This is a genomic window from Bacillus cereus group sp. MYBKT111-2, from assembly GCF_051915205.1.
In the GTDB taxonomy this organism is placed as follows: domain Bacteria; phylum Bacillota; class Bacilli; order Bacillales; family Bacillaceae_G; genus Bacillus_A; species Bacillus_A paranthracis.
In genome coordinates this window covers 255,296-269,511 of the sequence record NZ_JBQAEG010000005.1, presented here as the reverse complement: position 1 = coordinate 269,511, position 14,216 = coordinate 255,296, and the positions used below count along the sequence as shown (strand labels likewise).

Sequence of the window (14,216 nt, the reverse complement as noted above, 5' to 3'; positions counted from 1 at the left end):
ACATAGGGATAATCCAAAATTTTTTTGAGTGAGGATAGTGTTGGAGGAATTATCGTATACAGAGGATATTATTATTCAAAGAAGAATACTTACGAACTTGTGTGACCTAAGAGATTTATCTGACAAGGAATTTTGTGATAGATACACAGGTATTGAATCCTTGAGAAGATTAAAAAAATTAGTGGAATTATTCCTAAAAGTCAATTGAATGGGCAGCATGATAAAATTAAAAAGTAGAGGGATGATAAGTTTGGAAATTGTACGCCAGTTTCGTGTTAATGATATAACATATTGTGAGGGATACGAACGTTTTGCAGATAGGAAGGGATTTTATCTTTTTAGACTTAAAGTAAATCACTCTTTTAATAGGGTAATAGATGAGCCAGTATTACAAAATGGTATCGAAGGTGATTTTGTTAAAGCTACAATCAATGACTTGGATAGAAAGGTTGTACTCCAAAGGTTTAGAGCAATTTTTAGAGATACACCTTTTGATAAAAACAAGCATAGCGAAGAGACTTTTATTAGATTCCTTGGACCTAGTTTTCACCCAATTATTGCGTTAGCATATGAATTACAGGATGATTTACGGGTTGATATTATCACAAATCTTGCTATAAATTTGCTTGAAAAAGAGATAAACAATGACCGAAACCTTATCGTCTATATTTGTGAGTATTTATGGGAATTGGTTAATAGTAATTATCATTTTGAGTATACAGAATATTATAATTCCGTTATTATTCAAGAGTATGCTCAAGCACAGACACTAAATATGATAATGGCTTTTGAGGAGTTTAATTTGGAGGTTTACGAACAGTACCCTCCTCAATTTCGATACCCAAACAAAAAAGTACATAATAAATTATGGGCAATGAATTATTTAAGTGCAAACAAACGGGATGGAGTACTTAGGGAAACTCATAATGGACCACATGATTATCATATACATTATCTTGTTAAAGTTAAGGATGAACCTAAAAGAACCAATAAATTATTGACATTTGACCGAGAAAAAGAGACAAATGAACTTTATTGGGAAAACCATAATGAAGGTGGAATAAATGTAGAATTACCTAAACCAGAGAGAAAAAGGAAGAAAATATATGAAAAGTGTTACAACTGTTTAGTGAAAATAAAAAAGGAACATTTTAGAAAGCCTAGTAAAGAGGAAGCTATAATTTATTATCCTTAAAGAAATATCTTGGTAAGGTAAGTAATGTGTATATAGTAAATGAAACCTAGGATAGATTGTATATATACTTAATATAAACAAATTTGTAATAATAGTGATTATATTTTAGGAGGAATATTAATGACTTCAACTCATTTTAAAGCAATAAGATTTGAAAATCTAATTGATAGAGCAGATGCAGCATTAAAACAAGATTTTTGTATTGAAGCATCAACTATTTATTATGCAATTATTGAGGAAAGATTTCATTCTATATTTGATAAAATAAATGTTCAAGTTAATAAAAATGCTTGTAAGATGTATCATAGTATTAAAAGAATACTAAATATAATTGACAATGGACACTTTTGCGAGAATGAAACTAATAATAGTTTGGGTAATAAACTTGATGAGGAATTAAGGAATTTAATAATTCAAGAGTATGATAGAGCTTTGTTGTTAAGATTGGATAGCTGGAGATATAAAAGAAATGATATTATTCATGATTTTGCAAAGGTAGATATGAATTATGATGAAGTGCGTCAATGGGCTAGTGAAGGAAAAGTTCTCTTAAGAGCATTATTAAGTAGTACACAAAGATTAAAGAGAAAATTAGCTGTTGAATATGTTGAATAAAGTGGTATAATTTACTTGAAGAGGGATATTGGCTCATAGGTTCGATGCCTATAGTTGATATTTCCTCTTTTTTATGGTGTAAAAACATTCTTCCATTATTTTTTTATGGAAGATAGTATTTTTTCGGGGTTTTACTAACAAATTTGAGACTGTTCATTACCAAATTAAGGGAGTTTAGTGAGTGATAATTGTATATTTGTTTATGTTAATTTAATGACATTAATAATCGAGTTTGCTTACAATTAACTACCATGATTGCAGTTATAAAAATCACTAACAAACCTTGATATATCAGCATTCAATGCTATTATGGGGAATTCACCTTTTTTAATCCAAATGCTATTGCTACTTGGTAGCTGGGGTTCTTCCTGTAAAGCGGAGAATTGAGGTAATCCATACACTTTAGACCGAGCATTTAACCTAGATATGGTTAGATGCTTTTTTATGGAGTAAAGTAGATGATTATAATTAATGAAATATCGATTTTATTAATTTGTTTTTATTTAGAATTTCTTTATATGATAAGTATTAAAATTGAATGAGGTATATTTAACCTATGATTACTATAAAAGAGATTCAAGCTATTGCAATTGAACGAGGCGGTAAATGTTTATCTGAATCGTTTGATGGCTGGAAATATAAGCTTAAATGGGAATGTGAACTTGGGCATATATGGGAAGCTACGTTAAGTAATGTTAAGTATGGTAAATGGTGTCCTATATGTGGAAGAAAAAATAGAGGATTGAAACGAAGAGATACACTTGAAAATATGCAAGCTTTAGCAGTGAAAAATGGTGGAGAATGCATTTCTAAGAGTTATCAGGGCAATAACAAATATTTAGAGTGGAAATGCCAAGGGAATCATATCTGGCAGGCTACTCCTAATACTATTAAAGCGGGTAAATGGTGTCCAATTTGTGGTAGAGAAAAAGCGGGTAAAAAAAGAAGGAAAACAATTGAAGATATGCAAAAATTAGCTGAATTGAAAGATGGAAAATGTCTTTCTAAGGTCTACTTTAATATGAATACTCGCTTAGAATGGGAATGCCAAGAAGGTCATAGATGGTCTGCTCTACCAAGTAATATTAGTAATGGTAAATGGTGTCCTTATTGCAAAGGAAAGTATAGAACGCTAGAAGATATGCAAGAATTAGCTGAATTAAAAGGTGGAAAATGTCTTTCTTTAGAATTTAAATCTATGACGAAAAAGCTACTTTGGGAGTGTTCGGAAGGTCATAGATGGGAGAGCACACCTAACTCATTATTTAATAGCAACACATGGTGTCCAATTTGTGTAGGGAATGCTCAAAAAGATTTAGCTTATTGTCAAAGTCTAGCTCGTGAAAAAGGTGGAAAATGTCTAAGCAAAAATTATAAAAGTGTCGATAGAAAAATACTATGGGAATGTTCGAACGGTCATAAATTTAAAATAACTCCATACTCAGTTAGTAAAGGAGTGTGGTGTTCAATATGTAGTAAAAATATAAATAATCTACATGAGGAGAAATGTAGATTTATATTTGAATCTATATTTATGAAGCCTTTTTACAAAGAAAGAAAAGTTTTAAAAGGAAATTTAGAGTTAGATGGATATAATACCGAATTAAATTTAGCTTTTGAATATAACGGTATTCAACACTATGAATTTAATGATTATTTTCATGAAAATTTCATAGATTTTGAATCTCAACTTGAAAGAGATAAGAAAAAGAAGTTACTTTGTGAAGAGGAAGGTATAACTTTAATTACAATTCCTTATAAAATTGAATCAGATAAGAATAAAGAACGATTTATTAAAGATGAATTATCTAGAAAAGGGATAATAATAAGCAATGCAGAAATTGATTGGACACTATTCTATAGAGGCTATGAGCCTTTAAAAGAGTTAATTGAAATCGCAAAGCGTAAAAATGGAGAATGTTTGTCACTTGCTTACAATGGTGTAGATGGAAAACTTGTTTGGCAATGTGAGCAGGGGCATGTTTGGGAAAGTTCACCTTATCAAATTAAGCAAGGTTCGTGGTGTCCAAGATGTAGTGGAAGACAAAAGACGATTGAAGACATGCAAAAACTAGCTGAATTAAAAGGTGGTATATGTTTATCTACAGAGTATATTAATAACTCAACCAAGCTACGTTGGCAATGTAGTAAGGGACATATATGGGATGCAATACCTGCTTCTGTTCAAAAGGGAACTTGGTGTCCAAGCTGTAACGGAAATAAACAATACAGTTTAGTAGATATGATAAATATAGCTATAGATAGAAATGGAGAATGTATCTCTACAGAATATAAGAATTTTGCTAGTAAGTTGAAATGGCGATGTAACCGAGGACATGTATGGGAAACAACACTAGCAAGTATTGTTGCTGGTTCTTGGTGTAAAGAATGTTTAAAACCTTCCATAGAAGATGCAATGAAAATTGCAAGAGAGTATGGTGGAGAATGCCTATCAAACAGTTATATTGATTCAACATCTAAATTGAAATGGCGATGTGAATCTGGACATGTTTGGGAATCTATTCTTGGAAATATTAAAAGAGGGAGATGGTGTCCTGCATGTAATAGTTTAAAGAATAAACAGAAAAAATTAAAGAAATTAGTAGAACTACAACGAATAGCTCAGGATAGAAATGGCAAGTGTTTAAGTAAGGTTTATGAAAACGTAGATGCAAAGATGCTTTGGGAATGTAGCGAAGGGCACAGATGGGAAAGCTCTGCTTATAGTATTAAAAATGGAGCATGGTGTAGTAAATGTGCAACTAAAAGAAATGCTGATAAACGAAGGGGAACGATTGAAGAGATGTATTTAATCGCAAATGAGCGTGGTGGTAAATGTCTAAGTGACAATTATATTAATAATCATACTCCTTTAGAATGGGAATGTTCCAAAGGTCATCGTTGGATGAGTACGGCTAATACTATTAAGAATGGTTCGTGGTGCAGAAAATGCAATGTTAAAAAGAATGCAGATAGACAGCGAAAGAGTATTGAAGATATGCAAAAGCTTGCTGCTAAAAAAAACGGTGAATGTTTAGCTGATGCATATGTAAATGCTCATACAAAATTGAAATGGAAATGCTCAGAGGGACATATATGGGAAGCTAAGCCTAATAATATACAGCAAGGCAAATGGTGTCCTATCTGTCGAAAAAAGAAAAAATAAAAGGTCTTCCATTTTAAAAGTCCTTTTTAATACCAAATAACTTTACAATTTTTTGAAATTTAATAAATCGTTGAGCATATTGTTCAGCTATATCATAGCTAATCATTGTATTGAAATTTTCATGATTGTATTGTACTTTTGGTTCAGTTATAAGAATCGTTAATTAAGCATTCTCTATAATTTTTTAAGGAAGCGTTTATATATGAGCGTTTCCTTTTTGCTGTTGTAATATCTTTGTTATATAAAACTTTAGCTAATAGTCAATAAAATGAAAGAATATTAGTTATAATAAAATTACCATATACAGCACAGTTAAGGACTCCAAGGAGGTTCTTAACGATGAAAGGAAGCGTTAAAAAAGATAAGAAAACAGGTCAGTATTTTTATATTGTAGATATCGGTATAGACCCTTTAACAGGTAAAAGAAAGCAAAAAAAGAAAAGAGGATTCATTACTAAAAAAGAAGCGGAAAATGCTTTAACAAAGCTGCTCTCAGAAGTTCATACTGGAACATATGTAGAACCTAGTAAGCTACTTTATGGTGAATATCTTGAAAGCTGGTTTAATACAAAGAAACACAGTGTTGGTATTCAAACAGCCAAGGTATTGAAAGGGTACTTAAACAGTCGCATCATTCCTTCTCTAGGCAATATCAAATTAGCCAAGTTAACATCATTACATATGCAGAACTACGTTAATTCACTGCGAGACGATGGTTTAAAGCGAGGAACAATTGAGAAGATAATCAAAATCATTAGGAACTCTCTTGAACATGCAATAGATTTAGAGTTAATTACTAAAAATGTTGCAGCAAAAACGAAGTTGCCTAAAGCTGATAAGGAAGAATTAACGGTGTGGAATGAGCAGGAAGTACAATTATTCTTAAAAGCTGCACAAGACAGTAGATATTCTATTGTCTTTCATATCGCTCTTGTAACTGGAATGCGACAGGGTGAATTGTTAGGTTTGCGGTGGAAAGATGTTGATTTAGAAAAAGGGCATTTAACCATTAGCCAAACGTTAAGTCATGACGGGAAGACATTCTTGGTTGGAGGAAAGACTAAATCAAGTTTAAGAAAGATACTATTACCTGCATCAACAGTAGCAAAGCTAAAGAAACATAGAGCATTCGTATTAAAAGAGAAGCTGAGTCAAGGTGAAGAGTACCAAGACAATGACTTAGTTATGTGTACTCCTTCTGGAACACCAATCAATCCTGCTAATGTTAGAAGAAGTTTAAACGCTTTGATTAAGAAAGCGGCTGTGCCAAAGATTCGCTTTCATGATTTACGTCATACACATGCTACTCTGCTATTGGCTAAAGGTGTAAATGTCAAAGTGATTTCTGAACGGTTAGGTCATAGTAATATCAAAATCACATTAGACACTTATTCGCATGTATTGCCAACAATGCAAGAAGATGCAGTTAACAAAATAGAAGAGATTTTATAGGTAATGTGACCAATTCTGTGACCACTGGCTTTTTAGGATATGAAAGTAAATAAATAAAAACCGCATCAAACGTTAATTTGACACGGTTTCTACAACTATGACCCCGGAGAGGCTCGAACTCACGACCTCCACCCTGTCAAGGTGGCGCTCTCCCTGCTGAGCTACGGGATCTTCAAAAATACTTATGTAACAGCATCTTTACTCATTATGTTAAAACAATTATATATAATTAACTGAAATTTTACAATATTTTTATAGTAATCTTTTGAACAGGAAGAATTTGGAGTCAATTTAGTAGTGTATTAAGGAATATATAGGTAGAGAATGTAATGAAAAGTGGGTTAAAATAGAGCGGTTATATTATTTTTTTCGATACCAATCCAAAGGACCTTCATCACTCAAATGAACAAGAAAAGGAAATACGAAGTGTAAAGGTAGGCTTATAAGTTCTGGCATAGCGTTTATTGTTCTCTTTGATAGGTATTGCCTTCCGAAACAATACGTACAATCTTTTTCAAATGTCATGAGTATCGACCATACATCTTTTACTTTCCATTTCGTTTTACAATACGTACAACGTGCCATTGAATTCCTCCTCAATTTAAATTATTTTCTAATATATTCCATTTCATTGTACTAAAGTCAAGTGTATTTGATGTGATAAAATGTGAGTTTTTTGTAAAAAGATAATAGAGCTATCACCTAAAACAAACATAACCCCGTTCTGAATTTAGGACGGGGTTAAAATAGAGTTGTGTAATTTTTGATATAGTGTACTCAACATATAACAATAAAGCTAAGGTTTATTCAATGATCGTGCCCGATTGTTGAGGGCTAATTAAAGTTTCACTGTATGTCCAGCTATTTAGACATTGCCCAAATAACTTCGCGTTAAGTTTGGGAGAATAATTTTTCCATTCTTACTGTATTTGTCGAATAACTCTGATAGGAGAAGAACAAAGCTTTTATACTCTTCGTCATTTTCTTTCGGAGCATAGGACGCTGATAAATTCCTTCCTAAAAAGCCTTCATAATCAAAAAGTAAATCATTTTGATATTCTTTAAACTCGTATTTACCATCTTTAAAAAAGCTGTTAAACATTTCTGGAGTTTCATCTATTCCACCGCTAAAGCCTTTAAAGGTTGGACAGGTTTTCTGGCAAATTTCTGCGTTCTCTTTAATAAGTGGACTAGTTCCATCTCTACTATTCCAAACAAGAGCAACGTGTGCTTTTTGTTTCAAAATTCGTTGGCATTCGATTTTGAAAGCCTCTTTATCAAACCAATGAAACGCTTGGGCAACGGTCACTAAATCTACACTATTTTCTTTTAAAGTGGTATTTTCAGCAGTTGCTTTTATAGATTGAAAACGAGGATATTGGTTTAACGATTGTTCTGCCATTTTTCTCATGTCATCATTTGGCTCCACTCCAATAACATGTAAACCACTTTCAAGCAGCTGGTGGCTAAATATCCCTGTACCTGAACCAATATCGGCCACAATTTGATTCTCATTTAGTTCGTTAGCCGAAAGCAAATAATCAATATATTCATTAGGATAACTAGGGCGATATTTCGCATATATATCGGCCTTGTCAGTAAAATTTTCTGCTGTTTTCACCGTACTACCTTCTTTCCAAAGATATTATGTATAGAAATAGGAACCAAATAGTAATTTTCGCATCGGTCTCTAAGTCTACAACGAAAGAGTCCAGCTAAATAGAGCTACCTTAGTTCTCTTGTTCAAATTATACTATTTTGCATGATATCTTCCAAAAGACCATGATTTCTTATTCATCTAAAGGGTTTAATTATTGAATAATATGACCATTTGTATATGGAACGAGAGGTATGTAGGATAAGCGATTTCCATTTTTAATATCTAAATTGGCCAATATATCCTTTTTACAATTTACTTAAAATCATGTATAACAGAGATACAAGATTATTTTATAAATATTCAAAAGCAAAGGGAGAATTATCGTAATGGTAAGGAAGACGTTCAAGATGCGCGTATCTAGAAATAGAACGATTTCAATTAATGGCTCAATTCTTGATGTGGATGTTACACATGATGAGTTTTTACAAGAGTTTGTTGAGTGGGTCGATTCTAAAGGTTGGTCGTTTATGGGGATGACAGATGAGATTACACCGGAGGAAGCTAGTCAAAATTTAATAGATTCATTGATTGATGAGAAGGATAAGAAAGAATAATTCTTTCTTATTTTTTATTGTATATTTATGTTCTTCATCGTAAAAGTATGATATAGTAAAAAACAGTGAATGTTCTTCCAATTTAATACAAATTACATATAGATTGGTAGATTCAGTTTGTAAGCTGTGAGAGTATAGTGAAAAGGGAGAGTCATATGGTAAATTTTAAGAAAATTTTGGCTTTTATTACCGTTATTTGTTTATTTTTATTGACACCTATGACGTTGCGTGCTGAGACGAATATTGGAGTGAATCCAGAACAAGTGGCACCACCACCGAAGGAAGGGCCAAATGTTTTTAGTCAGTTTGCAACTACAATTGATGCGAAAACTGGAGATGTTTTGTATGACAAAAACGCACATCATCGTGCATTTCCGGCTAGTATGACGAAAGTGTTAACGGCGATTTTACTTATGGAGCATACGAAGCCAGAGGATCAATTTACGTTTTCACAATTAGCACTAGATCAAGAGAAGAGTAATTATCAAATTGAGTTTCAACCTGGTGAGACAATTAATAGAAATACTGCACTGATGATTTTAATGGTGTTGAGTGCAAATGATGTGTCGTATGCGATTGCGGAGCGTATTGGCGGAAGTGTTGAGAATTTCGCTAATATGATGAATGAGAGAGCGAAGCAATTAGGGGCTACCGATAGTCATTTTGTAACACCAAATGGATTGCACGATCCGAACCATTATACTACGCCATTTGATATGGCTATGATTACGAGAGGTGTGCAAAAGTACCCTGAGATTTTGCAAGCGATGAATACGAAAAGGACGACAGTTACGACATCTAGGCAGACTGTGTCTATTTTTAATAAATCTACTTATTTTGAAAATCCATTTAGTATTGGTGGTAAGACAGGTTTTACAAATGAAGCGCGTAATACACTCGTTTTATTAAATGAGAAGGATGGAAATCGTATTATAAACGTAGTAATGGCTTCTCAAAGACCTGAAATTTATGAAGATTTAAAGCAGATGGCGGACTATTCTTTCGGTCAATTTGTGAAGCAAACTGTACTGGATAAACATAGTTGGCATCAAAAGACAACGTATTTAAATAAAGATATTGATAGCGAGCTTGAAAAAAGTGCAGAAGTGATGCTTAAGAAAGATGAAGGAAAAAATGTGAGGACGATTTTCCGTGCGGCTTCATTAGATAAAGATTCTTTGTATCATAAAGGAATTCATCGTGGTGAGGTAGTTGGGGCAGTTGATATCACAAAGAATAATCAAACAATTGCGACGATTAATGTTCTTTCTAAAGAAGATGTTACTTTTGCAATGCCTAAAAAAGATACGATCGAGCCTGAAGTAAACGAATCAAACGTGAAAATAATAAGCATTGGGATAGGTGCTGCCATATTATTTGGAGTCATTTTATTTGTAGTGCTACGCCGAAATACAAAAGGAATGAAAGCAGAAGAAAAATAAATTACTAGTTTAAAGGGCTGTGAAGAGAATTTGTCACAGTCCTTTTTTTATATTGTAAATAACTAATAATTGTAAATTTTCTTATTGCATTTCTAATATGTTCGTTATATTATTTAGTTGTGTTCTTGTTAAAGAACGAGAATGGATATTGCATACTTCAAATAATATAAAACAACGGAGAGGAAGAGAAACGATGAAATTAATTTGGAAGGTGATTAGCAACGTTATCTCATTTGTTTTATTTGCATTAATGATTTGCTTAGCTTTTGTAGTTATTTCTTCAAAAGCGAGCGGTGGTGATCCAACGGTGATGGGATATCAATTTAAGAGCGTTCTTTCAGGATCGATGGAACCAACATTTTTAACAGGATCAATCATTGCGATAGAGCCGACGAAAGATGGTTCTAAATATCAAAAAGGTGATGTTATTACCTTTAAAGAGAAAGATGAAAAAATTATCACTCACCGTATTATCGGTGTAAAAGATACAAATGGAAAAGTAATGTATGAAACAAAAGGAGATAACAACAACGGGCCAGATTTAGAACCGGTACTTGCGGAGAATGTTATTGGGAAATATGCAGATATTACAGTTCCTTATGCAGGGTATGCATTAAATTATGCAAATTCAAAAGCGGGAGCAGCTTTGCTTCTTATTATTCCAGGAGTCTTTTTACTAGGTTATTCCGCGATTACTATCTTTAGTGCGATTCGTAGCATCGATGGAGAAAAGAAAGAGAAAAAAGTAGAACAATCCGTCTAGTTATTTTGGTTATAGTTTCCTATTAGGAAATTAACAAATATATATTAAGGGGATATGGACATGACTTTAAAGAAAAAATTAGGAATGGGTATCGCATCAGCAGTATTAGGGGCTGCATTAGTTGGCGGAGGAACATTTGCATACTTTAGCGATAAAGAAGTGTCAAATAATACATTTGCGTCTGGGACACTTGACTTAGCGCTGAACCCTTCAACAATTGTGAAAGTAGATAATTTAAAACCAGGTGATACAATTGAAAAAGAATTTAAATTAGAGAATAAAGGTACATTAGATATTAAAAAAGTATTATTAACTACAGAATATGATGTAGAAGATGTGAAGAAGGATAATAAGAAAGACTTTGGTGAAGACATTGAAGTAGTTTTCTTAAAAAATATTGATAAAAAAGATCAAGTAATTAAGAGAACGACATTAAAAGATTTGACGGATAAAAAAGTGACTGCTGCAGAAAATGATTTAGTAAGTTGGTTATGGCCTGAGAAAGGTATTAAAGCGGGAACTAATGATTCATTTAAAGTGAAATTCCACTTTATTGAAAGAAATGAATCTCAAAATGAATTCCAAGGAGACAAACTTCAATTAAAATGGACATTTGAAGCGCAACAAGGTGATGGAGTGGAGAAAAAATAAGCAGAAAAAGAGACTATCAAAAACGATAGTCTCTTTTTCTGCTAAAAGTGAAATGTAAAAAGAAACATAATTTTTATATCATTTTGTAATTCACTTTATTATAATAAAGATATAGTTCTTGATAAAGAACGAGTTGTTCGATAGGAGAGATTAAAATGCTGAAGCCACCTCGTAAATTCAAAAAGATGCTTATATTGCCATGTTTGTGTTCTATTACTTTTTATTTAGGCTCTCAAATGATGACTTATACAGAAGCAGCTTTCATTCATGAAACGAAAGTAGCGGCTACTATTTCTACAGCAAGTATTTTTCCAAAAACAGTTGATCAATTAATAGAACAAGCTAAGCAGCATAAGGAAGTTATTTTGCATGAGTATAAAGAGATGAAATCAAAATTAAATGTTAGATCCACTCAGGAGATAGAACAGGCGCTTGTTATATGGAAGCAAGGACGCGAGAAGATAGCTGCTGAGAGAGAATCGTTACAAAAAGTATATAAATCAATAGAAGAACCTTATAATCAAGTACAAGAAGAGTTAAAAGGACATACAACTGAATCGAATAAGCAAGTATTCTCGTATGTGAATGCTGGCTTCCATATAGTAAAAGAAAACTGTGAGTATATTGATAAAGAAGTTAATTTACAAGTGATTGATAAACAAATTCAAGATTTTGAGAAGTTACTAGTAGATGAAACAGCAAAACAAGTGAGTGAGGCTGAGAAGCAAAAAGAACTAGAAGAGAAGAAACAAGAAGAAGCAAAAAAACTAGAAGAGAAGAAACAAGAAGAAGCAAAAAAACTAGAAGAGAAGAAACAAGAGGAAGCGAAAAAGCTAGAAGAGAAGAAACAAGAGGAAGCGAAAAAGCTAGAAGAGAAGAAACAAGAAGAAGCAAAAAAACTAGAAGAGAAGAAACAAGAGGAAGCGAAAAAGCTAGAAGAGAAGAAACAAGAGGAAACGAAAAAACTAGAAGAAAAGAAGAAACAAGAGGAAGCAAAAAATCAAGAAGAGAGTAAGAAACAAGAATAGCAAGTAAAATACAGCGACATATAGAGAGAATAGCGGTTATAAAGCCGAATAGGTGAGAGAATATTGCGACTCACCTATTCGGCGTGTCTTCTTTATTTTAACAATCTACGTCAAAAAACAGATATGAGAAAAATAATTGGCAATATGATGGTGAAGATTAATAATTAGTATAGATAGGGAATATTAATTAAAGTTTTTCTCTATATATTGTTTATTCTGAAATTTCAGAATAATATTGAGAAATAAAAATAACTGAAAATATTAATAAATATGTGTTGTATTTCTATAGTTATGTTCGTTATAATGAACATAAGGTTTTTAAAAAAGAACACATATTAGCTAAGCTAATATAGTTTTAGTTACATCTCTTATTTTAAATAAGAGATAGCAATAAAAAATATAAAAAACAGCTAGGGGGAATTGATTGTGAGTCTGAAAAAGAAATTAGGTATGGGAGTTGCATCAGCGGCATTGGGGTTATCTTTAATTGGTGGAGGAACATTCGCTTACTTTAGCGATAAAGAAGTATCAAATAACACATTTGCGGCTGGAACGTTAGATCTTACATTAGACCCTACAACGCTTGTAGATATTAAAGATTTAAAACCAGGGGATAAAGTAAAGAAAGAGTTCTTATTAAAGAATAGCGGTTCATTAGCAATTAAAGACGTACAATTAGCGACAAAGTATACTGTGAATGATTTTAAAAATGATAACGCTGGTGAAGACTTTGGTCAGCACATTAAGGTGAATTTCATTTGGAATTGGGATAAACAGAGTGAGCCTGTATACGAAACAACATTAGCTGATTTACAAAAAGAAAATCCAGATGTTTTAGCTAAAGCAATCTTTGCTCCTGAATGGGGAGAAAATGGTGGTTTAGCAGCTGGTACTGAAGATTACTTATGGGTAGAATTTGAATTTGAAGATAAAGGTGATCAAAATAAATTCCAAGGTGATTCATTGAACTTAGAATGGACATTCAATGCTCATCAAGGAGAAGGCGAAGCAAAAGAATAAACCCAAAAGCGGGGATTTCCCGCTTTTTTATAAAGAAAAAAGAAGTGCTGGTTGTAAGCACTTCTTTCTATTTATTATTTTTGATCTTGCTTCCATTTTGTAAATTCAAGAAATTCACGAAATTGTTCTTTGGAGACACCTGAGCTCATTGCATCTTTAACGAGTTGTGTCCATTCAGAGTCTAAGTGATTTTCCATTGTTGTTTCATCATGAAGTAAAGTATCAACTGGAATTTGTAGAACTGCTGCGATCTTTTCAAGAAATTGAATGGAAGGGTTTTTTTGTAAATTTCGTTCTATAGAACTAATGTAAGATTTAGCAACACCGGCTTTTTCGGCAAGTTCAGTTAATGAAATGCCTTTTTGTAAACGCAGGCGTTTTATACGTTCTCCAATCATATTTGCGCACCTTTCTATCAATATGTCGTCGTCTTATGATGTCATTATTATAACATAAACTTCGCTAAAAAGAACAAACCTATTGAGCCTGGCTTGATGGTCTCATACGTTGGAAAAAATGTTCGATATCTTGCAAGGCGATACCAGCGTCTAGAGCTTCAAGTATTAAATCAATCCATTCTTGATCCAATGTGTCAGTCTTATCTTTGTACAAATGTAATTCCTCCCTAATTATCGGTCATAACTGCTGCTACAGAATACGTGATAATGCA

General features: G+C 32.7%; 14 protein-coding genes and 1 tRNA gene. 10 read left to right on the top strand and 5 right to left on the bottom strand.

What is annotated here, in order from left to right; translation table 11 throughout:
* Positions 1–250 precede the first annotated feature (250 nt).
* The 4 genes from ACTFNE_RS16635 to ACTFNE_RS16620 all read left to right on the top strand — a co-directional run bounded on the left by ACTFNE_RS16635 (position 251) and on the right by ACTFNE_RS16620 (position 6,428).
* Positions 251–1,195 carry a hypothetical protein gene (locus ACTFNE_RS16635; RefSeq protein WP_098322885.1) on the top strand — a complete coding sequence of 315 codons (945 nt, stop codon included), beginning with the start codon at positions 251–253 and terminating at the stop codon, positions 1,193–1,195.
* Positions 1,196–1,315: 120 nt separating this feature from the next.
* Positions 1,316–1,810, top strand: coding sequence for a hypothetical protein (locus ACTFNE_RS16630; protein WP_098130643.1), 495 nt, complete (start codon positions 1,316–1,318; stop codon positions 1,808–1,810).
* A 556-nt stretch (positions 1,811–2,366) separates the two neighbouring features.
* Positions 2,367–4,976, top strand: coding sequence for a zinc-ribbon domain-containing protein (locus tag ACTFNE_RS16625; RefSeq protein ID WP_270706146.1), 2,610 nt, complete (start codon positions 2,367–2,369; stop codon positions 4,974–4,976).
* Positions 4,977–5,315: 339 nt separating this feature from the next.
* On the top strand, positions 5,316–6,428 hold the full coding sequence (locus ACTFNE_RS16620; protein WP_270706145.1) for a tyrosine-type recombinase/integrase: 1,113 nt from the start codon (positions 5,316–5,318) through the stop codon (positions 6,426–6,428).
* 98 nt (positions 6,429–6,526) lie between these two features.
* On the opposite strand, the gene ACTFNE_RS16615 is transcribed toward ACTFNE_RS16620, so the two are convergent.
* The 3 genes from ACTFNE_RS16615 to ACTFNE_RS16605 all read right to left on the bottom strand — a co-directional run bounded on the left by ACTFNE_RS16615 (position 6,527) and on the right by ACTFNE_RS16605 (position 8,049).
* Positions 6,527–6,599: transfer RNA gene (locus ACTFNE_RS16615), tRNA-Val, on the bottom strand.
* Positions 6,600–6,788: 189 nt separating this feature from the next.
* A complete protein-coding gene (locus tag ACTFNE_RS16610) occupies positions 6,789–7,013 on the bottom strand; it encodes a hypothetical protein (protein WP_270706143.1) in 225 nt (74 codons plus the stop codon).
* Between the two features lie 280 nt (positions 7,014–7,293).
* Entirely contained in the window at positions 7,294–8,049 is a 756-nt protein-coding gene (locus ACTFNE_RS16605; RefSeq protein ID WP_270706140.1) for a class I SAM-dependent methyltransferase, read from the bottom strand.
* Between the two features lie 365 nt (positions 8,050–8,414).
* Between ACTFNE_RS16605 and ACTFNE_RS16600 the strand changes: the two genes are divergently transcribed.
* The 6 genes from ACTFNE_RS16600 to calY all read left to right on the top strand — a co-directional run bounded on the left by ACTFNE_RS16600 (position 8,415) and on the right by calY (position 13,546).
* Positions 8,415–8,642: a hypothetical protein gene (locus ACTFNE_RS16600; protein ID WP_000251865.1), complete on the top strand. Its 228-nt coding sequence runs from the start codon at positions 8,415–8,417 to the stop codon at positions 8,640–8,642.
* A gap of 155 nt (positions 8,643–8,797) precedes the next feature.
* A complete protein-coding gene (locus tag ACTFNE_RS16595) occupies positions 8,798–10,084 on the top strand; it encodes a D-alanyl-D-alanine carboxypeptidase family protein (protein WP_270706139.1) in 1,287 nt (428 codons plus the stop codon).
* A gap of 193 nt (positions 10,085–10,277) precedes the next feature.
* Entirely contained in the window at positions 10,278–10,847 is a 570-nt protein-coding gene (gene sipW, locus ACTFNE_RS16590) for a signal peptidase I SipW (protein ID WP_000767808.1), read from the top strand.
* Between the two features lie 60 nt (positions 10,848–10,907).
* A complete protein-coding gene (locus ACTFNE_RS16585; protein WP_000172842.1) occupies positions 10,908–11,498 on the top strand; it encodes a TasA family protein in 591 nt (196 codons plus the stop codon).
* Positions 11,499–11,653: 155 nt separating this feature from the next.
* On the top strand, positions 11,654–12,526 hold the full coding sequence (locus tag ACTFNE_RS16580) for a DUF4047 domain-containing protein (protein ID WP_230673595.1): 873 nt from the start codon (positions 11,654–11,656) through the stop codon (positions 12,524–12,526).
* Between the two features lie 426 nt (positions 12,527–12,952).
* A complete protein-coding gene (calY, locus tag ACTFNE_RS16575; RefSeq protein WP_000053738.1) occupies positions 12,953–13,546 on the top strand; it encodes a biofilm matrix protein CalY in 594 nt (197 codons plus the stop codon).
* A gap of 74 nt (positions 13,547–13,620) precedes the next feature.
* On the opposite strand, the gene ACTFNE_RS16570 is transcribed toward calY, so the two are convergent.
* On the bottom strand, positions 13,621–13,944 hold the full coding sequence (locus tag ACTFNE_RS16570) for a helix-turn-helix domain-containing protein (RefSeq protein ID WP_000578886.1): 324 nt from the start codon (positions 13,942–13,944) through the stop codon (positions 13,621–13,623).
* A gap of 79 nt (positions 13,945–14,023) precedes the next feature.
* Complete coding sequence (locus ACTFNE_RS16565; protein WP_000276223.1) at positions 14,024–14,158, bottom strand: anti-repressor SinI family protein; 135 nt, start codon at positions 14,156–14,158, stop codon at positions 14,024–14,026.
* Positions 14,159–14,216: the final 58 nt, after the last annotated feature.

Excerpts from the sequence above, each read along its gene's own strand:
- ACTFNE_RS16585 (WP_000172842.1), top strand. The coding sequence starts at position 10,908 with ATGACTTTAAAGAAAAAATTAGGAATGGGTATCGCATCAGCAGTATTA.
- ACTFNE_RS16610 (WP_270706143.1), bottom strand. The coding sequence starts at position 7,013 with ATGGCACGTTGTACGTATTGTAAAACGAAATGGAAAGTAAAAGATGTA.
- ACTFNE_RS16630 (WP_098130643.1), top strand. The coding sequence starts at position 1,316 with ATGACTTCAACTCATTTTAAAGCAATAAGATTTGAAAATCTAATTGAT.
- ACTFNE_RS16595 (WP_270706139.1), top strand. The coding sequence starts at position 8,798 with ATGGTAAATTTTAAGAAAATTTTGGCTTTTATTACCGTTATTTGTTTA.
- ACTFNE_RS16570 (WP_000578886.1), bottom strand. The coding sequence starts at position 13,944 with ATGATTGGAGAACGTATAAAACGCCTGCGTTTACAAAAAGGCATTTCA.
- sipW (WP_000767808.1), top strand. The coding sequence starts at position 10,278 with ATGAAATTAATTTGGAAGGTGATTAGCAACGTTATCTCATTTGTTTTA.
- ACTFNE_RS16580 (WP_230673595.1), top strand. The coding sequence starts at position 11,654 with ATGCTGAAGCCACCTCGTAAATTCAAAAAGATGCTTATATTGCCATGT.
- ACTFNE_RS16600 (WP_000251865.1), top strand. The coding sequence starts at position 8,415 with ATGGTAAGGAAGACGTTCAAGATGCGCGTATCTAGAAATAGAACGATT.
- ACTFNE_RS16625 (WP_270706146.1), top strand. The coding sequence starts at position 2,367 with ATGATTACTATAAAAGAGATTCAAGCTATTGCAATTGAACGAGGCGGT.
- ACTFNE_RS16620 (WP_270706145.1), top strand. The coding sequence starts at position 5,316 with ATGAAAGGAAGCGTTAAAAAAGATAAGAAAACAGGTCAGTATTTTTAT.